The organism is Algibacter pectinivorans (genome assembly GCF_900112595.1).
GTDB classification, from domain to species: Bacteria; Bacteroidota; Bacteroidia; order Flavobacteriales; family Flavobacteriaceae; genus Algibacter_B; species Algibacter_B pectinivorans.
Genome location: NZ_FOMI01000001.1, coordinates 499,650 through 525,505, shown reverse-complemented (window position 1 = coordinate 525,505; position 25,856 = coordinate 499,650). Strand labels below are relative to the sequence as shown.

Annotated in this window: 16 protein-coding genes; 15 read left to right on the top strand and 1 reads right to left on the bottom strand. The window is 35.1% G+C overall.

The features are described 5' to 3' along the window. Positions 1 to 22 precede the first annotated feature (22 nt). The 15 genes from BMY96_RS02405 to queG all read left to right on the top strand — a co-directional run bounded on the left by BMY96_RS02405 (position 23) and on the right by queG (position 24,665). Positions 23 to 1,318, top strand: a complete 1,296-nt coding sequence (locus tag BMY96_RS02405) for a c-type cytochrome (protein WP_092848792.1) — start codon at positions 23 to 25, stop codon at positions 1,316 to 1,318. A 71-nt stretch (positions 1,319 to 1,389) separates the two neighbouring features. After that, entirely contained in the window at positions 1,390 to 4,494 is a 3,105-nt protein-coding gene (locus BMY96_RS02400) for a TAT-variant-translocated molybdopterin oxidoreductase (protein WP_092848577.1), read from the top strand. Between the two features lie 28 nt (positions 4,495 to 4,522). Further along, on the top strand, positions 4,523 to 6,265 hold the full coding sequence (locus BMY96_RS02395; protein ID WP_092848575.1) for a helix-hairpin-helix domain-containing protein: 1,743 nt from the start codon (positions 4,523 to 4,525) through the stop codon (positions 6,263 to 6,265). A 9-nt stretch (positions 6,266 to 6,274) separates the two neighbouring features. Next, positions 6,275 to 6,805 (top strand): DUF3341 domain-containing protein, encoded by a 531-nt coding sequence (locus BMY96_RS02390; RefSeq protein WP_092848573.1) that lies wholly within the window; start codon positions 6,275 to 6,277, stop codon positions 6,803 to 6,805. Between the two features lie 8 nt (positions 6,806 to 6,813). Next, positions 6,814 to 7,365 (top strand): c-type cytochrome, encoded by a 552-nt coding sequence (locus BMY96_RS02385; protein WP_245750521.1) that lies wholly within the window; start codon positions 6,814 to 6,816, stop codon positions 7,363 to 7,365. 22 nt (positions 7,366 to 7,387) lie between these two features. Beyond that, a complete protein-coding gene (locus BMY96_RS02380) occupies positions 7,388 to 8,752 on the top strand; it encodes a quinol:cytochrome C oxidoreductase (protein WP_092848571.1) in 1,365 nt (454 codons plus the stop codon). Between the two features lie 29 nt (positions 8,753 to 8,781). Further along, positions 8,782 to 9,855: a cytochrome c oxidase subunit II gene (locus BMY96_RS02375; protein WP_092848568.1), complete on the top strand. Its 1,074-nt coding sequence runs from the start codon at positions 8,782 to 8,784 to the stop codon at positions 9,853 to 9,855. 29 nt (positions 9,856 to 9,884) lie between these two features. Continuing rightward, entirely contained in the window at positions 9,885 to 11,678 is a 1,794-nt protein-coding gene (locus BMY96_RS02370; RefSeq protein ID WP_092848566.1) for a cytochrome c oxidase subunit I, read from the top strand. Between the two features lie 229 nt (positions 11,679 to 11,907). Then, the gene (locus BMY96_RS02365) at positions 11,908 to 16,581 is read left to right on the top strand and encodes a T9SS type B sorting domain-containing protein (protein WP_092848564.1); all 4,674 of its coding nucleotides are present in this window, start codon (positions 11,908 to 11,910) and stop codon (positions 16,579 to 16,581) included. Between the two features lie 27 nt (positions 16,582 to 16,608). Next, positions 16,609 to 17,565 (top strand): PorP/SprF family type IX secretion system membrane protein, encoded by a 957-nt coding sequence (locus BMY96_RS02360; RefSeq protein WP_092848561.1) that lies wholly within the window; start codon positions 16,609 to 16,611, stop codon positions 17,563 to 17,565. Positions 17,566 to 17,673: 108 nt separating this feature from the next. Then, positions 17,674 to 19,560, top strand: coding sequence for an OmpA family protein (locus BMY96_RS02355; protein WP_092848558.1), 1,887 nt, complete (start codon positions 17,674 to 17,676; stop codon positions 19,558 to 19,560). Between the two features lie 162 nt (positions 19,561 to 19,722). Then, positions 19,723 to 20,745, top strand: a complete 1,023-nt coding sequence (ruvB, locus tag BMY96_RS02350) for a Holliday junction branch migration DNA helicase RuvB (protein ID WP_092848555.1) — start codon at positions 19,723 to 19,725, stop codon at positions 20,743 to 20,745. A gap of 181 nt (positions 20,746 to 20,926) precedes the next feature. Beyond that, on the top strand, positions 20,927 to 22,267 hold the full coding sequence (locus tag BMY96_RS02345; protein ID WP_092848553.1) for a cytochrome-c peroxidase: 1,341 nt from the start codon (positions 20,927 to 20,929) through the stop codon (positions 22,265 to 22,267). A 134-nt stretch (positions 22,268 to 22,401) separates the two neighbouring features. Next, complete coding sequence (locus BMY96_RS02340; protein ID WP_092848550.1) at positions 22,402 to 23,736, top strand: cytochrome P450; 1,335 nt, start codon at positions 22,402 to 22,404, stop codon at positions 23,734 to 23,736. Between the two features lie 2 nt (positions 23,737 to 23,738). Further along, positions 23,739 to 24,665, top strand: coding sequence for a tRNA epoxyqueuosine(34) reductase QueG (gene queG, locus BMY96_RS02335; protein WP_092848548.1), 927 nt, complete (start codon positions 23,739 to 23,741; stop codon positions 24,663 to 24,665). Positions 24,666 to 24,671: 6 nt separating this feature from the next. Here queG and BMY96_RS02330 read toward each other — a convergent pair whose 3' ends face one another. Continuing rightward, the gene (locus tag BMY96_RS02330) at positions 24,672 to 25,700 is read right to left on the bottom strand and encodes a LacI family DNA-binding transcriptional regulator (RefSeq protein WP_092848546.1); all 1,029 of its coding nucleotides are present in this window, start codon (positions 25,698 to 25,700) and stop codon (positions 24,672 to 24,674) included. Positions 25,701 to 25,856: the final 156 nt, after the last annotated feature.

Below are 25,856 nucleotides of genomic sequence, written 5' to 3'. Positions count from 1 at the left end.
AGAAGTTAATTTGACCAACAATATGAGAAAGGTGATTCACCGTAAATTAAGCACAAACCTTCTTAGTTTAAGCTTAGTTTTTTTACTAGCATTTACAACGGCTCTTTCTGCTCAGGAAGGAGACCCAGCAAAAGGAAAATCATTATTTAATGCTAATTGTGCAGCATGTCATCAACTAGATAAAAAGATGACAGGGCCAGCTTTACGTAACGTAGAGGCGCGATTAAGTGACGAGCAAGGTTTAGATCGTACTTGGATTCAAGCTTGGATTCGTAATAGTGCGGGGCTTATTAAATCTGGCGATGCTTATGCGAAAAAAGTATACGACGAGTTTGGTGGTGCTGCAATGACTGCTTTTCCTCAATTGTCGGATGATGATATAAACAACATTTTGGCTTACACAGCCGAAGAAAAGAAAGCGCCTGCGCAAGCAGCTACTCCAGTTGGAGGAACTGAAGCGACTAGTGGAAATTCTGGAGGTATTTCAAACGAAATTATTTTAGGTGCCTTGGCAATCTTGTTTATGCTTTTAGCTGCAGGATTGTATTTAGTAAATAAAACATTACGTCGTTTTGCAGGAGCACAGGGTATTGATTTGCCAGAGGCTTCAAATAGAACACCGTTATGGAAAGCGTTTGTTCAAAATCAGTTTTTAATGCTGGTTGTCGCTATATTCTTTTTATTATCTAGTGCATACTTTGTGTACGGGTATTTATCTCAAATAGGAGTAGATCAAGGGTACCAACCAGTGCAACCAATACATTTTTCACATAAAATACATGCTGGTGATAACGGAATCGATTGTAAGTATTGCCACTCTTCTGCAAGAGTAAGTAAAACATCGGGTATTCCTTCGTTAAATGTTTGTATGAACTGTCATAAGTCAATTTATGAGTATAATGGCGAAACGTCTCCAGAGTATTCTAAAGAATTTTATGATGGCGAAATCAAAAAGTTATATGCAGCTGCAGGATGGGATGATGCCGAGCAAAAATATACAGGAGATTCTCAACCAGTAAAATGGGTGCGTATTCATAATCTACCAGATTTTGCTTATTTTAACCACTCACAACACGTTACTGTTGCAGGTGTAGAGTGTCAAACTTGTCATGGTCCTGTTGAAGAGATGGAAATTATGTACCAACATGCGCCTTTAACTATGGGCTGGTGTATTAACTGTCACAGAGAAACTAACATTGATGTAAAAGATAATGCTTACTATACTAAAATACACGAAGAGTTATCTAAAAAGTATGGTGTCGATGAGTTAACAGCTGCTCAAATGGGTGGTCTAGAATGTGGTAAGTGTCACTACTAATTAAGTAGTTTTTCTCGCCGCGAAAGCGGAAAACATTAAATAAAAATTAAGAAGTAATTCAATTATATAATATGTCATCAAACAAGAAATACTGGAAAAGTGTTGAAGAGCTAAACGAAAATAGCTCTATTGTTGAGACGCTAAAACAAAACGAGTTTGTAGCTGAAATTCCTACTGATGAATTTTTAGGTGATAAAGAAACCTTGGAGGAAACATCTACAACGCGTCGCGATTTCTTAAAATATGTAGGGTTCAGTACTGCTGCGGCTTCTTTAGCTGCTTGTGAAGGGCCTGTAAAAAAATCTATTCCTTATGTAGTGCAACCAACAGAGATTATTCCTGGTGTTGCTAACTACTATGCAACTACAATTGCAGATGGTTTCGATTTTGCTAGTGTTTTAGTAAAAACGCGTGAAGGTCGTCCAATTAAAATTGAAAATAATACGATGGCAGCTACCAATGGTAGTGCTAATGCTAGAGTGAATGCTTCGGTTTTAGGATTGTATGATAGTTTAAGAGTTCAAGGTCCTAAGAAAGGCGATGCTGCTATTTCTTGGAGCGATTTTGATTCTGAAACTACCGAAAAATTAACCAACGTTGCTGCGGCTAATAAAAATATTGTGTTGTTAACACAAACATTTGCAAGCCCATCTACTAGTAAGTTAATTTCAGAATTTAAAGAAAAATATGGTAATGTAAGTCATGTAGTTTACGATTCTGTTTCAGAATCTGCTGCATTAGATGCTTACCAAGCTAAATATGGAGAGCGCGGATTAGCAAATTACGATTTTGCTAAGGCGATGACAATTGTTTCTATTGGTGCAGATTTCTTAGGAGATTGGCAAGGTGGCGGATTTGATTCTGGTTATGCAAAAAACAAGGCGCCAAAAGATGGCAAAATGTCAAGACATATTCAGTTTGAATCGAACATGTCCCTTACTGGTGCTAATGCCGATAAGCGTGTACCATTAACGCCTACAGAACAAAAGTTAGCTTTAGCTAAATTATATAGCTATGTAGTTGGTGGATCTGTTTCAGGAACCCTACCTGAAAAAGTAGAAGATGCTGTTAAAAAAGCGGCTTCTCAACTTAAAAAAGCAGGAAGCAACGGAGTTGTAGTAACAGGTATTCAAGATGTTAATGCACAAACAGTTGTTTTAGAAATAAACGAAGCTCTAGGTAGTAAGGCTTTTGATAAATCGACTCCAATTAAAACAAGACAAGGTAGCGATGCTGCCGTGGCTAAATTGGTTTCCGATATGAAAGCTGGTCGTGTTGGAGCTATTATAATGAGTGGTGTAAATCCTATTTATACCTTACCAAATGCTTCAGATTTTGCTGAAGGATTAAAGAAAGTAGAGTTGTCTGTAGCGTTTTCTATGAAAGTAGACGAAACGTCTTCGCAAGCACAATATATAGCAGCAGCACCACATTATTTAGAATCGTGGGGTGATGTTGAAATTAAAAAAGGACACTATGGTTTAACGCAACCTACAATACGTCCTTTATTTGATACAAGACAGTTTCAAGAATGTTTATTAAAGTGGACAGGAAATAGTGTTTCTTACCATGATTATATTAAAGATACTTGGGGTACTGGAATTTTAAGTGGTGGGTCGTTTAACAAAGCATTACACGATGGTGTTTTTGTTGGAACTATTGCTACACAAACTGAAGATACATCAAATGCAGAAGCTTCTGCCGGAGTACCTTCAGGAAATGCAGCTAGAGCATTAGCATCTTCTGCAAAATCAAACGGTGGTTTAGAGTTAACCTTATATACCAAAGTTGGTATGGGTGATGGACAACAAGCCAACAACCCATGGTTACAAGAGTTTCCAGATCCTTTAACAAGAGCATCTTGGGATAACTATTTAACCGTGTCTAAAGCCGATGCCGATGCATTAGGTTTAATGAATAAACACGTTGCTAACGGTGCATTAAATGGTAGTTATGCCAATGTTACTGTAAATGGAGCGTCTTTAAAAGTGCCAGTAATGATTCAACCAGGACAAGCTAAAGGTACTGTTGGATTAGCATTTGGTTACGGTAAAACATTAGGTTTAAAAGAAGAAATGCAAACAGGAGTTAACGCCTATGCATTATATCATAACTTTAGTAATGTACAAAACGTATCAGTAGAGTTAGCTGCCGGTGAGCATGAATTTGCTTCAGTACAGTTACACAACACCTTAATGGGACGTGGCGATATTATTAAAGAAACAACTTTAGAGATATTTAATACAGCAGATAGAGATGTTTGGAATAAGGTTCCTACGGTTTCATTAAACCACAAGGAAACTCCAGTAACTTCTCCAGATGTAGATTTATGGGATGAATTTGATCGTTCAATTGGGCATCACTTCAATCTATCAATCGATTTAAATTCTTGTACAGGATGTGGGGCTTGTGTTATAGCTTGTCATGCAGAAAACAATGTACCTGTAGTTGGTAAAAGTGAAGTACGTCGTAGCCGTGATATGCACTGGTTACGTATTGATAGATATTATTCTTCTGATGATACATTTGAAGGAGATGATGCTAAAAAAGAGGGGTTCTCTGGATTATTTGGAGATAACGGATCTTTAGGTGGATTTGGAGAAATGGAGCAAGCTGCTGATAATCCTCAGGTAGCTTTCCAACCAGTAATGTGTCAGCATTGTAACCACGCACCTTGTGAAACCGTTTGTCCTGTGGCAGCGACATCGCACGGTCGTCAAGGTCAAAACCATATGGCGTATAACCGTTGTGTAGGTACTAGATACTGTGCAAACAACTGTCCTTATAAAGTACGTCGTTTTAACTGGTTCTTGTACAATGGTAACGATGAGTTTGATTATCATATGAACGACGATTTAGGTCGTATGGTATTAAACCCAGATGTTGTAGTACGTTCTCGTGGTGTTATGGAAAAATGTTCTATGTGTATTCAAATGACACAGAAAACTATTCTTGATGCAAAACGTGACGGAAGAGAAATTAAAGATGGTGAATTCCAAACAGCATGTTCTGCAGCTTGTAGTAGTGGAGCAATGGTATTTGGAGATATCAACGATAAAGCTTCTAAAGTTGCAAAACTTAAAGAAGATGACCGTATGTATCATTTATTAGAAAGTGTTGGTACTAAGCCTAACGTGCAGTATCATACTAAAGTGAGAAATACAACTGAAGCATAAATTTAATTAAAGAATCAATTATATAATTATGGCGTCTCATTACGAAGCACCTATTAGAAGACCTTTAGTTACAGGCGAAAAATCATACCACGACGTTACTGTGGATGTGGCCAAACCTGTAGAAGGAAAAGCAAACAAGCAATGGTGGATAGTTTTTGGTATCTCGTTAGTAGCTTTCCTTTGGGGAATTGGATGTATTTTATACACAGTATCTACAGGTATTGGAACTTGGGGTTTAAACAAGACCGTTGGTTGGGCTTGGGATATTACTAACTTCGTTTGGTGGGTTGGTATTGGTCACGCAGGAACACTTATTTCTGCTGTACTATTACTGTTCCGTCAAAAATGGAGAATGGCAATTAACCGTTCTGCAGAAGCAATGACAATATTTTCTGTTGTACAGGCTGGTTTATTCCCAATTATTCACATGGGTCGTCCATGGTTAGGGTATTGGGTATTACCTATACCAAACCAATTTGGTTCATTATGGGTAAACTTTAACTCGCCTTTACTTTGGGATGTATTTGCAATTTCTACGTATTTATCTGTGTCGTTAGTCTTCTGGTGGACAGGTTTATTACCAGATTTTGCTATGCTAAGAGATAGAGCTATTAGACCGTTTCAAAAGAAAATCTATGCTTTATTAAGCTTTGGCTGGTCTGGTCGTGCAAAAGATTGGCAACGTTTTGAAGAAGTATCATTGGTACTTGCAGGATTAGCAACGCCATTAGTACTTTCGGTACATACTATTGTATCTTTTGACTTCGCAACATCTGTTATTCCTGGTTGGCATACAACAATATTCCCGCCATACTTTGTGGCAGGTGCGGTATTCTCAGGATTTGCCATGGTAAATACACTTCTTATTATCATGAGAAAAGTGTGTAACCTTGAAGATTATATTACAGTACAACACATCGAGTTAATGAACATTGTAATTATGATTACAGGTTCTATAGTTGGTGTAGCTTATATTACAGAGTTATTTATTGCTTGGTATTCTGGTGTTGAGTACGAACAATACGCTTTCTTAAACAGAGCAACTGGTCCTTATGCTTGGGCATATTGGATGATGATGTCTTGTAACGTATTCTCGCCGCAGTTTATGTGGTTCAAGAAATTAAGAACAAGTATTATGTTCTCTTTCTTTATCTCTATTGTTGTAAACGTAGGTATGTGGTTTGAGCGTTTTGTAATTATTGTAACGTCGTTACACAGAGATTACTTACCATCTTCATGGACTATGTTCTCACCTACATTTGTAGATATTGGAATTTTTATTGGAACTATAGGATTCTTCTTTGTACTATTCTTATTATACTCTAGAACCTTCCCAGTAATTGCACAAGCAGAGGTTAAAACAATTTTAAAGTCATCTGGAGAACTTTATAAAAACATTAGAGAAAGAGGCGATAGTTTAGCTGGAACAGGAGCAGATGCAAGAACATCAGGTAATGCAATTGTTAAGCCTGTGGCTGAAGTAAAAGAAACGATTCCTTCTACTGAAGATAACTCAGAAAAAGTAAGTAACCTATTAGGAAGCATTGGTGCTTTCGATCCGGCTACTCAAACTGCTGATGATTTAAAGAAAGTAAATGGCATTGGTCCTAAAATGGAAGAAGTATTAAATAGCATAGGTATTTATACATTCCTTCAAGTTAGTAAAATGACAAAAAACGAATATGATTTGTTAGACAGCATTACAGGTTCTTTCCCAGGAAGAGCAGAGCGTGATGATTGGTCTGGACAAGCTAAAAAATTAATCAACTAAACATAGTCAATGGAAGCTTCAAAAGTTATTCACGCTATTTATACCGATGATGATATCTTAATGTCTGCTGTTAAAAAAGTTAAGGCACAAAGATTTCATATCGAGGAAATATATACTCCTTTCCCAGTACACGGGTTAGACAAAGCTATGGGATTAGCACCAACTCGTATTGCTATTACAGCATTTATATACGGATTAATTGGGTTAACTGTAGCCATTACCATGATGAATTTTATTATGATTGAAGATTGGCCTCAAAATATTGGTGGTAAACCAAGTTTCAGTTATATTGAAAATATGCCAGCTTTTGTACCAATTATGTTTGAGCTTACTGTGTTTTTTGCAGCTCACTTAATGGTAATTACATTTTACTTACGCAGTAGAATGTGGCCTTTTAAAAATGCTGAGAATCCAGATCCAAGAACTACAGACGACCATTTTTTAATGGAAATTGCAGTAAACGGTAATGAGAAAGAACTAGAAAGTTTATTAGCAGAAACTGGAGCAGTAGAAATTAATTTAGTTGATAAAGCCCATTAATAATAGATATGAAAAGCTTAATTAAAATATTAGTATTAGCAGTAGTTTTTGTAGCTACATCTTGTAATAAGAGTACAGCACCTAACTATCAATTCATGCCAAATATGTATGAATCTGCAGGATATGAAACCTATGGCGAAGCAGCATTTGCAAATGGTGTAGAAGCGCAATTACCTGCTCAAGGTTCTATTCCTAGAGGTTTTGTTCCTTTCGATATAGAAAATTCTACCGCAGGTTACGATTTTGCAAAGGCAACCTTAAATAGCCCATTAGATTCTACCCAAGTAGATTTAAATAGAGGTAAAGAGTTATATGATATTTACTGCGGAATTTGTCATGGTAATAAAGGTAACGGACAAGGTAACTTGGTGAAACGTGAAAAAATTCTTGGTATTCCAAGTTATGATGATGCAGGAAGAGCTATTAATGCAGGAAGTATTTACCACACTATTTATTATGGTAAAAATGCAATGGGTTCTTATGCTAACCAATTGAATGAAGAAGAGCGTTGGCAAGTTGTGTCGTACGTTTTAAAGTTGAAAGCAGATTTAGAAAAGTAAGATTGATAAGATTATTATAGATATGTATACATTTTCAAATAAATTAAAGACATTTTCTTTCGTTCTAATGCTTTTAGGAGCAATAGGAGTTGGTTATGGTTTTTTGACATCTCATTTATCTTTTGAAGAAGTGGAGCACTTACTTGCAGAAGAAGCACACCACGGAGGTGGACATGGTGAAGAAGCGGGACATGCGGCACCAACTCATGATGCACATGCAGTAGCAGATACACATGATAATCATGGAGATACAGCACATGCTGAAGTGGATGAGCACAAAGAACATGTAGAACATGTGCAACACCAAATAGCAAATAGACCTTGGTCTGCATTATACGTAGCAGCCTTCTTTTTTATGATGATTGCTTTAGGTGTATTAGCATTTTATGCTATACAAATAGCTTCTCAAGCAGGATGGTCTCCAGTTTTATTTAGAGTAATGGAAGGTATAACAGCTTACCTTTTACCAGGTGCCTTAATAGTTTTAGCTATAGCAGTGGCTTCTGGTACCATAGGACACTATAACATATTTATATGGATGGATCCTGAGGTTGTGGCGCACGACAAACTTATTGAAGGTAAAACAGGATGGTTAAATCTTGGTGGTTTTGTTATTAGAGGTCTTATTTTTATTGGAGGTTGGTATGCTTACCGTCACTTTTCAAGAAAATTTTCGATTGCTCAAGATACAGCTGAAGATAATAGTAACTTTAAAAAATCATTCCGTATTTCTGCGGCATTCTTAGTATTCTTTATTTATACAGAATCTATGATGTCTTGGGACTGGATTATGAGTGTAGATCCGCACTGGTTCTCTACATTATTTGGTTGGTATGTGTTTGCTAGTATGTTTGTAAGTGGAATTACGGTAATAGCATTAATTACAATATACCTAAAATCTAAAGGTTTCTTAGAGTTTGTAAATGCAAATCATTTACATGATGTTGCTAAATTTATGTTTGCAATTAGTATATTCTGGACGTATTTATGGTTCTCACAATTTATGTTAATCTGGTATTCAAACATTCCAGAAGAGGTAACTTACTTTGTAACGCGTTTCCAAGATTATAAATTACCATTTTTAGGAATGGTAGTTATGAACTTTGTGTTCCCATTATTAATGCTTATGAATGCAGATTACAAGCGTATGCCATGGTTTGTGGTTATGACTGGTTTAGTAATCTTATTTGGACATTATATAGATATTTTTAATATGATAATGCCAGCTACAGTTGGAGATAGATGGTTTATTGGAATACCAGAAATAAGTTCAATTTTACTTTTTGCAGGGTTATTTATATTTGTAGTATTTAGCGCCTTAACAAAAGCACCATTACTTGTAAAAGGATATCCTTTTAGAAAAGAAAGTGAAGAATTTCATTATTAATTAGATATAAATAAAGACGAACGATACCAATGACTGCTTTATTAACAATTATAGTTTTAGTATTTATTTTAGTTGCCATTTGGCAAATGGTAAAGATTTTTGATTTGGCTCAGGCTAAAAACGAAAGTACAATTGCCGGAGTTGCAACAGATAAGGATAATACATTAAATGGATATTTAATGATGGGCTTTTTAGCTTTCATTTACATAATTACCATTGTATGTTTTGTTAAATGGGGTGATTTACCTTTAATGTCTAACTCTGCATCAGAACACGGACCAACTATCGATAATTTAATGGTTATTTCTATGACCCTTATTTTTATTGTACAAACATTTACTCAGTTCTTATTACACTATTTTGCTTTTAAATACAAAGGGGAAAAGGGTAAAAAAGCATTGTTCTTTGCCGATAATAATAAGCTGGAAGCTATTTGGACCATTATTCCTGTAATTGTTTTAGCAGGTTTAATTATTTATGGTTTAAGTACATGGATAAACATTATGGGTGTAGACGAAAGTGACGACCCTTTAGTTGTTGAGTTATATGCACAACAATTTAACTGGAAAGCTAGATATGCTGGTGCCGATAACACTTTGGGTAAAGCTAATGTACGTTTAATTGATATTGATCGTGCTAATATTTTAGGTTTAGATGAGTCTGATCCTAACGCTCAAGATGATATTATTACTACAGAGTTACATTTACCTGTAGGCCGACCAGTATTATTTAAAATGCGTTCTCAAGATGTTTTACATTCAGCGTATATGCCGCACTTTAGAGCACAAATGAACTGTGTTCCTGGTATGATTACGCAATTTGGATTTACACCAACAGTAACTACTGCTGATATGCGTCAAACACCTCAAATGATAGAAAAAGTTCAAAACATTAACAACATTAGAGTTGAAAATAGTAAAGAACTTGTAGCTAAAGGTGAAGATGCTTTAGAGCGTTATGAGTTTGATTATTTATTACTTTGTAACAAGATTTGTGGTAAGTCTCACTACAATATGCAAATGAAGATTATAGTTGAAACTCAAGAAGAATATGACGCTTGGATTGCAGAACAAAAGGAATTCAAGAACTCTCTAGTTAATTAATTAAAAAAAGATAAACACGATATAAGATTATGTCAGCACACGCAGATAACCACGCTCACGACGACGATCACGGACATCATCATAAAGAAACGTTTGTAACTAAATATATATTTAGTCAAGACCATAAAATGATTGCTAAGCAGTACCTAGTTACAGGTACTATAATGGGAGTTATTGGGGTTATAATGTCTTTTATGTTTCGTATGCAAATTGCATGGCCAGAAGAGCCAAACGTATTGTTTGAAGCATTATTAGGTAAATGGGCTCCAGATGGAGTTATGGATGCCGATATTTATTTAGCATTGGTTACTATACATGGTACCATCATGGTATTTTTCGTATTAACAGCAGGTTTAAGTGGTACATTTAGTAACCTATTAATTCCATTGCAAATTGGTGCTCGAGATATGGCATCTGGTTTTTTAAACATGGTATCGTACTGGTTATTCTTTTTATCATGTATTATAATGGTATCTTCTTTATTTGTTGAAGCAGGACCAGCAGCAGCGGGTTGGACTATTTATCCGCCATTAAGTGCTTTACCAATGGCTCAAGGAGGTTCAGGTATGGGTATGACCTTATGGTTAGTATCTATGGCTATTTTTATTGCTTCGTCTTTATTAGGGTCATTAAACTATGTAGTTACTGTTATAAACTTACGTACAAAAGGTATGTCTATGACAAGGTTACCTTTAACAATATGGGCGTTTTTTGTAACTGCTATTATTGGTATTATTTCATTCCCGGTATTATTATCAGCAGCGCTATTATTAATAATGGATAGAAGCTTTGGAACGTCATTCTTCTTATCTGATATCTTTATCCAAGGTGAAGTTTTACATTATCAAGGAGGATCGCCAGTTTTATTCGAACACTTATTTTGGTTCTTAGGACACCCTGAAGTATATATTGTAATCTTACCTGCAATGGGTCTGGTTTCGGAAATTATGGCATCTAACTCACGTAAACCTATTTTTGGTTACCGAGCAATGATTGCTTCAATATTGGCAATTGCCTTCCTTTCAACTATTGTTTGGGGTCACCATATGTTTATTTCAGGAATGAATCCTTTCTTAGGGTCTGTATTTACATTTACAACATTGTTAATTGCAATTCCTTCAGCTGTAAAAGCATTTAACTGGATAACCACACTATGGAAAGGTAATTTACAAATGAATCCTGCCATGTTATTTTCTATTGGTTTTGTATCAACATTTATAACAGGTGGTTTAACAGGTATTATATTAGGAGATAGTGCATTAGATATTAATGTACATGATACTTACTTTGTTGTGGCACACTTCCACTTAGTAATGGGTATATCTGCTTTATATGGTATGTTTGCAGGTATTTATCATTGGTATCCTAAGATGTATGGGCGTATGTTAAATAAAAATTTAGGATACATTCACTTCTGGATTACTGCAGTATGTGCGTACGGGGTATTTTTCCCAATGCATTTTATAGGAATGGCTGGTTTACCACGACGTTATTATACAAATAGTAATTTCCCTTTATTTGATGATTTAGCAAACGTAAATGTTATTATAACAATTTTTGCTTTAGTTGGTGGAGTGGTTCAAGTAATATACCTATACAATTTCTTTATTAGTATGTACTACGGTAAAAAAGCTGTACAAAACCCATGGCAGTCTACTACATTGGAGTGGACAACACCTGTAGAGCATATTCATGGAAACTGGCCAGGAGAAATTCCTCATGTATATCGTTGGGCTTACGATTATAGCAAACCAGGACATGATGTAGACTTTGTTCCTCAAAATATTCCATTAAAGGATGGCGAGGAAGAATTGCAGCACTAACACGATATAACATAGTTTATTATATAAAAAACCCACCTTTTTAAGGTGGGTTTTCTTTTATTTCAAATTTTTTTAGGCAAAAAGTGAAATTTATTGTATAAATTCGATGAAATACAAAAAAATCTGTTAAATTGCACAAAATTTTAAAGGTTACTTTAATCTGTTTCTTACAGGGGTCTTACTTAACTTATTAAGATTGTATTGTTTATTTGATTTTAAATTTCAAACTATGAAAACCAAACCTACTCAAAAAATTACGCACTCTTATGCGTTATTTTTCTTGTTGCTATTTGGGATGTCTTATTCAGGATTTTCCCAATGCCCGACAGTTAACAATCCTGCACCACCTCCTATTTGTGTTGCTGCTGGTTATTCTTTTGGCGATTTAAATGCTAATGCCACCGATGGTGGAGATGGCATTGTATGGTATGATTCCCCTACAGGTGGAAATTCTTTTAATGCTAATGAACTTGTAGACGAAGGCATTTATTATGCAGGTAACAACTCGGGGACTTGTGTTACTAGAATGCCTATTACTATAGATTTCATCGTGGATGCTTCTGGGCAAAACTTAGATAGAGTGTATTGTAGTAATGAAAATGCAACCTACCAAGTGTATGTTGACGACGTTTTAAGTGCTAGCATTCCAGCAAATGGATCTGTAGAAATTTATTCAGATTTAGCTCTAACCAATAGTGTTAATTTTGGTGATGCCATTCCAAGTAGTATGGTAAACCATTATATCGTTTTTGTTGATAATTCTGGTTGTAAAGGACAAATAGAAGGAGCTAGAATAATTGTTAGTGGTTCCCCTGTTGAAGCTACTCCTGCTACTAGTCAGCCTTTCTGTTCTGATGCTAATGCTACCATTGCCGATTTAGATCCTGGTACTACAGGTAATTTTTATTGGTATAGAAATTTAGATGGGTCTGGAGATCCAATAGCACCTTCGTTAGCCTCTACAGAGGTTTTGGAAAATGGAACCTATTATATTCAAGTTGATAATTTTATTTGTGTTAGCGATCCGGTGGCTGTTACAGTAGCGATAGATGATCCAGTTAATCCGGGTACATCGAGTAGCTTAGCATATTGTAATGACAGTTTACCAGTTGCAGATTTTAATTTATTTGATGAATTGGGTGGAACCAAGGACACTACAGGTTCATGGTCTGGACCACAAGCTACATCTAATGGACATTTAGGAACCATTAATATTTCTAGCTTAACTACATCTGGCGATTATATATTTATTTATACAGTGCCAAGTAATGGCGTTTGTCCTGATGGCGTTTCAGAAGTGACCATTTCGGTTTTCGAATCTTTAAGTTCTGGTAATGCTTCAGCAGCAAATCCAGCTTCATTTTGTATAGCAGATTTACCTTCAGAATTCGATTTGTTTTCATTAGTAGAAAATCATGATTTAGGTGGGCAATGGACAGCAGGTGCTGCAAGTACAGATCCTGTTATTACTTCTCCTATTGATTTGTCAGGTTTAACCGCAGGTACATATAATTATACCTATTCGCAAAACGTAACTCCAAACCCTTGTCCAGAAAATTCTACAACAGTACAAGTTGTTGTATTAGATGATCCAAATGCAGGAGTTGCTTTAAACGCTGTGTTTTGTGAAAATGATTTAACGGCAAATTCACCATATAATTTATTTGATGCTTTAGATGGTTCGCAAGATAATAATAGTGGTACTTGGGCGGATTCAAATAATAATACAATTTCAAACAGTTTAGATATTACTTCTTTAACTGTAGAAGGAAGTCCTTATTCTTTTAATTATACTATAGATAATGGTACATGTTCTGATACCGAAATTATTACAATTACTATCGAACCTGCTCCGGAATCTGGAACGGTAAACCCAGCAGCAATGTTTTGCGAAGGCACAGGATCGGCAACGTTCGATTTATTTACCTTATTAGAAGGCGAAGACCAAACAGGAACATGGAGTGATGATAATGGTACAGGTGTTTTAACTGGTAACGAGGTAGATTTATCTGGATTAACCCCAGCAACTTATAACTTTACATTCGATGTAGATGCCATAGGAAGTTGTGATGACGAGCTGGTAACAGTTCAAATAACCATCAATCCATTACCAGAAACAGGAACACCAATGCCAGCTACATTTTGTGAAAATGATTTAGTAGCAAATTCACCTTTAGATTTATTCGGACAATTAACCGGAGAAGATGCAGGTGGTACATGGACAGATGATAATAGTTCTGGCGCTTTAACGTCAAGCAATGTAGATTTAACAGCATTAGCCATTGGTAGTTATAACTTTACTTATACTATAACAGATGCAAATAGCTGTGAAAACAGTTCAACGGTAACACTAATTGTAACCGATGCTCCAGAATCTGGAACGGTAAATCCAGCAGCCATGTTTTGTGAAGGCACAGGATCGGCAACGTTCGATTTATTTACCTTATTAGAAGGCGAAGACCAAACAGGAACATGGAGTGATGATAATGGTACCGGAGTTTTAACTGGTAACGAGGTAGATTTATCTGGATTACCCCCAGCAACTTATAACTTTACATTCGATGTAGATGCGATAGGAAGTTGTGATGATGAGCTGGTAACAGTTCAAATAACCATCAATCCATTACCAGAAACAGGAACACCAATGCCAGCTACATTTTGTGAAAATGATTTAGTAGCAAATTCACCTTTAGATTTATTCGGACAATTAACCGGAGAAGAAGCAGGTGGAACATGGACCGACGATAATAGTTCTGGCGCTTTAACGTCAAGCAATGTAGATTTAACAGCATTAGCTATAGGTAGTTATAACTTTACTTATACTATAACAGATGCAAATAGCTGTGAAAACAGTTCAACGGTAACAGTAATTGTAACCGATGCTCCAGAATCTGGAACGGTAAATGCACCAGTAGAATTTTGTATTTCAGAAATTACTTCAGGGCAAACCTATAATTTATTTGACTTATTAGAAGGCGAAGATCAAACAGGAACATGGGCAGATGACAATGCTTCGGGCGCTTTAAGCGGAAACGAAGTAACATTAGATGGACTTGCTGCTGGAATCTATAACTTTACTTTTGATGTTGATGCCATAGGAAGTTGTGATGATGAGTTAGTTACTGTAAGTATTATTATTGATACTATTGAAGCTCCTACGGCAGATGCTATTCAAGAATTTTGTGATAGTGCTACAGTAGCTAGTCTAGAGGCTACGGGTACAAACATTAAATGGTATGATGCAGCTACAGAGGGTAACCTATTAGATAGCGATACTGCTTTGGTAGATGGTCAAATGTACTATGCGAGTCAAACCGATGCTACAACAGGATGTGAATCTACAATTAGAACAGCGGTAACAGCAACCATCTATCAGTCACCAAACGCAGGTGCTGCAAATGCAACAGCAATTATATCTTGTAATGATAATACAAGTATCGACTTATTTACAGGATTAGATGGCACTCAAGATACTACAGGAACTTGGCAAAATGATGATAGTGCCGGTACTATAACTGGTAATACCTTAGATGTTACAGGTGTTTCTGCAGGTACATACAATTATACGTATTTAGTAAGCGCTTCTTCTCCTTGTGTAGATGATAGTGTAACAATAACAATTACTATTGAAGAGCCTTTAAATGCGGGTTCAAACACAAACATCCAGCAGGTTATGTGTAGTAATGAAGGAACAGTCGATTTATTTACGCTTTTAGGTGGTGCAGATACTGGCGGAACATGGTCTCCAGCATTAACAAGCGGAACAGGTGTTTTTGATCCTTTAGTTGATGTAGATGGTACTTTTGTGTACACCCTTACTAACAGCTGTGGAACGTTTACAAATCAAGTTGAAGTAGAAGTAACCTTAGCTCCAAATGCAGGAGAAAACAATACTCTAGATATCTGTACTAGCTCTGATGCTATCGATTTATTTACTTTATTAGGAACAGGTGCACAAAGCGGTGGTGTATGGTCTCCAGAACTAACAAGCACAACAGGTGTTTTTGATCCTGCTGTCGATACTTCTGGCACATATATTTATACTGTAACAGCGGTTTCACCATGTTCTCCAGATGCTACAGCAGAAATTGTAGTAACAGTTACGGATACGCCGGCAGTTGGTGTTCTAGATCCAAATCCAGAATTCTGTATGGAAAACAATCCAACAGTTGCAGATTTATCTGCTAGTATTAGCGCAACAGGAACGGCTAATTGGTATGATGATATGGCACTTACAATGCCATTACAAGATACAGATAGCTTAGTAGATGGCGAAGATTATTATGTAACACAAACGAGCAATGGTTGTGAGTCTTTAGGTGTCGAGCAAATTAATGTAACTATTAACGACGCGCCTACACCAACTTTAAAGGATTCAACTTTAGAATATTGTATAAATGATAATCCTACTATTAATACATTATCGGATAATATTACAGAGTATGACAATACAGGCGATAATCTAAGATGGTACGATGCAGCAACAGGTGGGTCAGCAATTTCAAATAACTCATCCTTAACTAATACTACATATTATGTGGCATTAGTAGATGCTGCAACCGGATGTGAAAGTAGTGTACGTTTACAGGTAACGCCAGATTTAACGGCTTGTGGTAAACTTCAAATTCCAGATGGATTTTCTCCTAATGGCGATGGCACTAACGATACTTTCGATATCGATAACTTAGCTATTCTATATCCTAATTTCGAAATAGAAATTTTTAACCGAAACGGAAACGTGGTTTATAAAGGAAACGCTAATTCACCAAGATTCGACGGTACGTCTAATCAAGGTAGAGTCGTATCAAAAGGTGATTTACCAGTAGGTGTTTATTTCTACATTTTCAACTATAACGATGGTGAAAACAAACCAGAACAAGGACGTTTATACTTAAGCAGATAATTTATACAATAAGCAAAATTTAAGAACATGAAACATTTAAATATATATCATAGAATAGCTGCTTTGTTAAGTATAATTATACTGTCTTTTCAAGGTAACGCACAACAAGATCCTCAGTTTACACATTACATGTATAACATGAGTATTATTAATCCTGCCTATGCTACAGCAGAAGAAGGGATTTTAAATTTAGGAGGATTGTACCGAACGCAATGGGTAGGACTAGAAGGCGCTCCAAAAACAGGAAGCTTTTTCGCCCACACACCTATAAACGATAAAATAGAGATGGGAATCTCTTTTACCAACGATAATATTGGCGATGTCGTAAACGAAAATAACATTTATGCAGATGTAGCGTATGTGTTACCGGTAGGATTAGAAAGTAAACTATCATTTGGTGTAAAAGCCGGTGTAACGCTTTTTGATACTAATTTTAACGGCTTTCAATTACAATCTGGAGGATCAAGTTCCGATCAGGCATTCGATGAAAACATTAGTAAAGCTTTTCCAAATTTAGGTATTGGTGCTTTCTTTTTTACCGATTCTTATTATTTAGGTTTATCGGCACCAAATATGCTTTCAACAAAACACCTCGAGAATAAAAACGGCATTACAGCTACAGGGGTTCAAAATGTACACTATTTTTTAACCGGTGGATATGTTTTCGATCTTAATAATGATTTAAAACTAAAACCAGCATTTATGGCTAGAGGCGTAAAAGGTGCTCCAATGGCTATCGATGTTACGGCAAACGTGTTAATTAACGAAAAACTAGAGGCTGGTTTAGGATACCGTTTAGGCGATGCTATGAGTGCTTTAGTAAATTTTAGAGTAACACCAGATCTAAAAGTAGGATATGCTTACGATTATACAACCTCTAATTTAGGAGATTTTAATTCTGGATCGCACGAAATATTCATTTTGTTTGATGTTGATTTATTTGGCTTTAAAAGCGGATACGATCGTTCACCAAGATTCTTTTAACATTAATATTAGGAAAACATGAAACATTCTTTATTGAGATATATGTCAAATGAATTAACAATCAATAGAATGTTACATCTGACAATTAATATAAAATAAAATTTACAGATGAAAAAATATACATACATACTTGCAGGCCTATTATTAGTTAGTGGATTGGGTCATGCTCAAAAGAAAAATTTAAAGCATGTTAATAAGCTTTTCGAAATGAGAGCTTACAAAGATGCAGCAGAAATTTACGAAACCAAAGAGCGTAATCAAACAGTACTTCAAAATTTAGCAGATAGTTATTATTACAATACAAGTTTGCAAAAGGCTGTTAAAACGTACAGAGAATTATTTGTTGAATATGGGGATTCTATCGATATAGAATATCACTTTAGATTTGCACAAGCCTTAAAAGGTGTTAAAGAATATAATGAAGCAGATAAGCATTTAAAAATGTATTATAATAAGCCTATTAATACCTTAGCGCTTATTGAGCAAACCGATAAAACAACACCGCATAATTTCAAATTAAAACAAATTGAAAATAAAAATTCAAGTAGCGATTTTGGATTATCTTTTTATGGCGATAATAAAGTAGCATTTGCATCGGGGCGTAACTCAGAAAATCCAAATTATACCTGGAATAATTTGCCTTATTTAGATATTTATAGTGCTACGTTAAGCAGTCAGAACGTCTTAGAAGATATTCAACCATTTTCTGAGGCTATTAATACAAGTTCGCACGAAAGTAGCCCTGTTTTTACTAAAGATGGTAAAACCATGTATTTTAATAGAACCAATACCACACGTAAAAAAACAGATCAAGAACGTATAGCCCATATTAAGATTTATAAAGCAGAATTGGTAGATGGCGAGTGGACTAATGTTACCGCGTTACCATTTACTTCAAACTCTTATAGTACAGAGCATCCTGCATTAAGTAAAGATGAAAAAACACTATATTTTGCTAGTGATATGCCAGGAACTTACGGAAGTTTCGATATTTATAAAGTAGCCATTAATGAAGATGGTACTTACGGCGAACCAGAAAATTTAGGAGACACTATAAATACCAAACACAGAGAGCAGTTTCCTTTTATTAGTGAGTTTAACGTACTATACTTTTCTTCTATTGGCCATTTAGGTTTTGGTGGTTTAGATGTGTTTAGAAGCAACTTAGTTAATGATACATTCGATAAACCAGTAAACCTAGGAAGTTCTATAAATAGTAGTTTAGATGACTTTGCGTATGTAATTAGAGAGAAAGATAACAAAGGTTATGTGTCTTCAAATAAAACCGGTTACGATAGAGTATTTGGATTCTCAAGAGTAGAAAATCCTTTAACAAAATATCAAGTAGAAGGGGTTGTACAAGATTTAAATAGCAAAGCTTTACTTAAAGGCGCATTGGTAACTTTATTTGATGAGTCCGATACGGTTATTCAAGATACCATTGTTGGAGATGATGCTTATTATATCTTTAAAATAGAACCAAATAAAAAGTATAAAGTTCGAGGTACTCAAAAAGCGTATATTCCTCAGGATGTGGAGTTTTCAACCGATAGCAAAGGTAAAGTACAACACGATATTTACTTAACGTTAGAATCTTTTGCTGATGCTGAAGAGCGTGTTAAGGAAAATGAAAAAGGCGATGTTCAAGTTAATTTAGATAAAATTTTCTTCGATTTCGATGCCGCTATAATTCGCGAGGATGCTGCTAATACTTTACAAGTACTAGTAGATTTAATGAAGAAATATCCAAGTATGGAAGTAGAGGTTTCTGCGCATACTGATGCTCGCGGACCAGATGAGTACAATTTAAACTTATCTAAAAAACGTGCCGCTTCAACGCTAGAATATCTAGTAAGTCAGGGTATTGATAGAAATCGTTTAAAAAGTATTGGTTATGGCGAAATGCAACCACTTAACGCATGTGTTAAAGAAGGCATTTGCGACGATAGAGAATACGATATAAATAGACGTTGTGAGTTTACTATTTTAAAGTAATAACAATACTAGTTAATCAAATAATTAAAAAGCCTTTCCAATTCGGAAAGGCTTTTTCTTTATATTTGCTTGTATAGACTTTTTAGTCATTCTCGCACATGCGGTAATCTAATTAAATTCAACCTAAGTGTTATTCTAAGCCCTGTTTAAAGGCGCTATACTATGAACGAAAACCTAGATCCAACAGACGAAAATTTTTCACCAGAAGAATTTGATGTAGAAAAAAAATTAAGACCCTTATCATTTGATGATTTTACAGGGCAGGATCAAGTATTGGAAAACCTTCAAATATTTGTTCAAGCTGCAAATTTAAGAACCGAAGCCTTAGATCATACGCTTTTTCACGGTCCACCAGGACTAGGAAAAACAACATTAGCACATATTTTAGCCAACGAGCTAGAAGTGGGTATAAAAGTAACCTCTGGGCCTGTATTAGATAAGCCTGGAGACTTAGCAGGATTGCTTACTAATCTTGACGACCGCGATGTTTTATTTATCGATGAAATCCATAGATTAAGCCCTATAGTGGAAGAATATTTGTATTCGGCCATGGAGGATTATAAAATTGATATCATGATTGAAACGGGCCCAAATGCAAGAACGGTTCAAATAAATCTAAATCCTTTTACTTTAATAGGAGCTACAACTAGGTCTGGGTTATTAACGGCTCCCATGCGTGCCCGTTTTGGTATTCAAAGTAGGCTACAATATTATAAAACCGATTTATTAACCACCATCGTGCAGCGTAGTGCTACTATTCTAGACGTACCCATTTCCATGGAAGCCGCTATAGAAATAGCGGGTCGTAGTCGAGGTACACCTCGTATTGCAAATGCATTATTACGTCGTGTTCGAGATTTTGCCCAAATAAAAGGCAACGGAAGTATTGATATTAAAATAGCCAAATATGCCCTAGAGGCTTTAAATGTTGATGCCCATGGTTTAGATGAGATGGATAATAAAATATTAACTACCATTATCGAAAAGTTTAAAGGCGGTCCGGTTGGTATATCTACTATTGCCACTGCAGTAAGCGAAAGTTCAGAAACTATAGAGGAAGTATACGAGCCGTTTTTAATACAACAAGGGTTTATAATGCGTACGCCTAGAGGTAGAGAGGTTACAGAACAAGCGTATAAACACCTCGGAAAAATAAAGGGCCCGACACAAGGTGGGTTGTTTTAACAAATTATTATGGTAAATAACTTAAAGTCTAGAGGTAAAGTAGGTTTTTTATAGGCGAAATTTGCGCTTTAACGAAATTTTAACAGCACAACTATTTTATTGGTTTGTTGTCTATTTTTTGTAAGGTTTTATTGGTTAACGATTTACATTTACTGTGTAAATTGTAACCAGTTTTTTTATTATGAAAACTTTAAAGTACTGTAGTCTTTTAGTTATAGTTGTCGGTTTTTTAAACTCTTGTGCAACAGATCAAGACGATTATATAGAAAGACCTTCTCAGTCTATTCTAGAGCAGCGTATTGAAGAATTATATGGTTCTAAAGAATCTTTAATACTTCCAGCCTCAAACAATTATTCAGATATTCCTAGTGATGCAAAAAATAGTATCACAGAAGCAAAAGTAGCATTGGGTAAATTTCTTTTTCATGAAACCATGTTAGGAGAAAATCCTAGTAGGCCAGAAGGAAGATATACCTATTCTTGCGCTAGTTGTCATCATGCAGCAGCAGGATTCCAAAGCGGTATATTACAAGGTATTGGAGAAGGTGGTTTTGGTTTTGGTAACCATGGAGAAGGACGTGTAAAAGCACCAAATTATGTAGAAGCAGAAATCGATGTACAACCTATAAGAAGTCCATCAATAATTAACAGTGCTTACCAAGATGTTATGCTATGGAACGGTCAATTTGGTGGTGTTGGAACTAATGCAGGAACCGAGGCAAGTTGGACAGTAGGCACTCCTAAAGAGGTTAATAGTTTAGGTTTTGAGGGCGTAGAAACACAAGCCATAGCTGGTTTAGATGTGCATCGACTTGTAATTAAAGAAGACTTTGTGCTTAATACTGAATATAAAGAGTTATTTACTGCTGCATTTCCAGATGTTCCTCAAGAAGAATGTTTTAGTAAGTTATACGCAGGTTTAGCTATTGCGGCCTATGAAAGAACAGTTTTGTCAAACGAGGCACCCTTTCAAAAGTGGTTAAATGGTGATAATTCTGCTATGAGTACCGATGAATTAAAAGGGGCGTTGTTGTTTTTTGATAAAGGACAATGTTATAGCTGCCACTCCGGACCTGGACTTAACGGAATGGAGTTTCATGCATTAGGTATGAATGATTTAGCAGGCGAAAATGTTATGACCGTAATTGATGAGGCTACCAAAAAAGGACGCGGTGGTTTTACCGGTAATAGCGAAGATAATTATAAGTTTAAAACGCCTCAATTATATAATTTATTGGATGTTGAGTTTTTTGGGCATGGTGGTAGTTTAAAATCGGTGCGCGATGTAATAAGCTATAAAAATAATGCCGTGGCAGAAAATAAAGAGGTGCCATCAAGTAATTTATCAGAGCAGTTTGTGCCTTTAAATTTAACAGAAGATGAAATCGATTTACTTACTTTATTTGTTGAAAACTCTCTTTACGATCCAAACTTAAAACGTTATCAACCAGAAAGTTTACCTAGTGGAAATTGTATTATTAATGCAGATTCTCAATCATCTATAGATATGGGTTGCATGTAATTGCTAAACCTTATTTTACTACAATAATAAAAACCGAAGTTAAATGCTTCGGTTTTTTTGTTTTTTTAGTGGTGTATAAAAACTGTATTTTTAAAGCAAAGAACTATTTTAGGTTTTTTTAAATGAGAAAATAAATGTCAAAATATACATATCCCAAAAAAGTGCCGTTTTATAAGTTTTTGTTAAACGCAAATTCTATGGCCAAAAACCCTATTGTTTTTCATAACAAATGGTTTAATGAGGTTGGCGAAACATTTGCTGTAAAATCACCATTTTATGGGTATGTGGTTTTAACGCGCGATGTAAATTTTGCGAAGCATGTGCTTCAAAAGCAGCATAGATCTTATCGTAAATCAAAAATTCAAACTACGTACTTATCTAAATATGTAGGATATGGCTTGTTAACCGCTAGTGGCGATTATTGGCTAAAACAGCGCCGGTTAATTCAGCCAGCATTCCACAAAGAAAAAATTAACGACTTGGTTTCAATTATTAATAATACTGTCGAGAAACAAGTCGATAACATAGAGTCAAATGGCTTGGTAGATTTATACCCTATAATGAATGAGCTAGCTTTTAAAGTTGTAGCAAAATCATTATTTAATTTCTCAGCAAAAAAAGAGGTTTTAGAAAGATTACAATTTATAATTGAAAAACTTCAACTGTTTATTGTGAAAGAGTTACGCATGCCTTATAACAAACTTTGGTACTATTTAAAGGGAGATATTAGTTATCACATGAAGTTGGTAAAGGAAAGTAGGTGTATTATTAATTCAATAATTGAACATAGGCGTAAATCAAACCAATCGCATAATGATTTGTTAGACATGCTATTACATGCACAGTATGAAGATGGTAGCACCATGAGCAATAAACAATTAATAGATGAAATTCTAATTTTGTTTGTTGCGGGGCATGAAACTACGGCAAATGCATTAACATTTACTTTAAAATTACTAGCAGAAAACAATGAGGTTTTGCGTAAAGTGGAAGACGAAATTAGTAAAAGTAGTCTTAAAAGTTTATCGCCATTAGAAACCATATCTCAGTTAAATTATACTAAATGTGCTATTGAAGAAAGTTTACGATTATATCCACCTGCGTGGATAACGGATAGAGTAAATATTGAAGACGATAGTATAGAAGATTATCATTTAAAAAAAGGAACCATGATAGGTATTTCAATTTACGAGCTGCATCGTAATAAAAAATACTGGAATAATCCTGAAGCTTATATTCCTGAGCGTTTTTTAGAGGAAAACAGAAAAGAAATATTGCCCTATTATATGCCATTTGGTGCGGGGCCTAGGTTGTGTATTGGCAATGGTTTTGCTATGTATGAAATGATTTTAGCCGTTAAAATCATTGTGAAAAAATTCAATATAACTTCAGATAACAATAGTATAAAAATAAATCCGTTAATTACATTAAAACCCGTAGATGTTAAATTGAAATTTAATAAAAAATAAAGGTGATTAATAACAAAGCTAAATACTCAAACTTCATAAAAGCCGAAGCTAAACGTTTAGGGTTTTTGTCGTGCGGTATTAGTAAAGCAGGTTTTCTTGAAGAAGAAGCTCCTCGTTTAGAGAAATGGCTTAATAATAACATGAACGGGCAAATGCAATACATGGAAAACCATTTTGATAAACGCTTAGACCCAACAAAATTGGTAGAAGATTCTAAAAGTGTTATTTCTTTATTGTTAAATTATTATCCTGCGGAAGAACAAAATAGCAACAGTTTTAAAATTTCAAAATACGCATACGGTGCCGATTATCATTTTGTTATAAAAGATAAATTAAAATCGTTACTTCATGTTATTCAAGATGAAATAGGCGAAGTACATGGTCGTGCTTTTGTTGATTCTGCTCCGGTTCTAGATAAAGCTTGGGCTGCAAAATCCGGATTAGGATGGATTGGTAAACATAGTAATTTGCTAACCCAACAAGTAGGATCCTTTTATTTTATAGCCGAATTAATAATCGATTTAGATTTAGAATATGATTCTGTAACAACAGACCATTGTGGAACATGTACTGCTTGTATAGATGCGTGTCCTACCCAAGCTATTACCGAACCTTATGTAGTAGATGGTAGTAAATGTATCTCTTATTTTACTATAGAGTTAAAAGAAAATATCCCAACGGAATTTAAAGGTAAAATGGACAATTGGATGTTTGGCTGCGATGTATGTCAAGATGTTTGTCCATGGAATCGGTTTTCTAAACCGCATAACGAGCCACTTTTTAATCCGCATCCCGACTTGTTAGAAATGACTAGAAAAGATTGGGAAGAAGTCACACAGGAAACCTTTAGTAAAGTGTTTCAAAAATCGGCAGTAAAGCGCACCAAATTTTCTGGCTTGAAGCGTAATATAGACTTTTTGAAAACTTAGCGCATATTAACTTTTAGTTGATTCCCTTTTAACGAGTGCAGTTTCAAGGGTAATAATTGTGCTTTTTTTTGGCTTTTTATTTTTAATAGCTTTCATTTCTTTATAAAGTTGCTTAAACGCAGTTTTACCCATTTTATAACCGGGTTGATCAATTGTTGTTAATGTTGGAGATATTACCGAAGACATAAACCAATTACTAAAGCCTACAATTTTAATATCCTCTGGGATTTTAACACCTAGAGCTTTAAATTCGGTCATGGCACCAATAGCTACTAAGTCTGTATTTATAAAAATACCATCAACATTGTCATGATCGTGTAATAGTTGCCTTGCGTTTTGTTTACCTTCTTCAAAACTTTTATCACCAAGTTCACAGATATAAACTAAAGTTGGATCGTAAGCCATACCATTATCAATTAAAGCTTGTTTGTAGCCTAAAAATCTATCAATAGAGTTCTGAGGTAAGAGTCCACCCCTAAAATGCGCAATGCGTTTACAACCAATATCAATTAGATGTTGCGTAGCAGTGTAAGCGGCTTTTCTATCATCAATAATAATTTTTGAACACTTAACAAGTTTAGCAATTTTATCGAACATGACTAAAGGTTTCTCTTGTACTATAACGTCGTTTAAGTGCTTAAAATCGGCTGTACCGTTAGCTATTGAAATTATAATGCCGTCTACACGCTGGCTTAATAATAAACCAATGTGTTTTTTTTCTAACTCATAAGACTCATTAGATTGAAGAATGATAACCAAATAACCTTTTTTTTCTGCCTGCGATATAATACCTTTTATAACATTCGAAAAAAAATGATGAACGATTACTGGAATTACTAAGCCTATAGTTTTAGACTCTTTGGTTCTTAAGTTAACAGCAAACGTATTTGGCTTATAGTTTAATGTTTTTGCCAGTTCTTTTACTAACCCTTTAGTTTTTTTACTTACATCCGGATAGTCTTTTAAGGCTTTTGAAACTGTGGTAACAGAAATATTTAATTGTTCGGCGATTTCTTTTAAAGTTACAGGTTTCATAAAATGAGTTTTTAAAGCATAAATATAATAATTAAAAGTATTTTCGAAAACGTTTTCGGTATAAACGAAAACGTTTTCGATGCTAAATAATTATTTATATATATGTTTTGCTGTAGATTTGATAAAAATTAACTAAATAAATTATCAAATAATCTA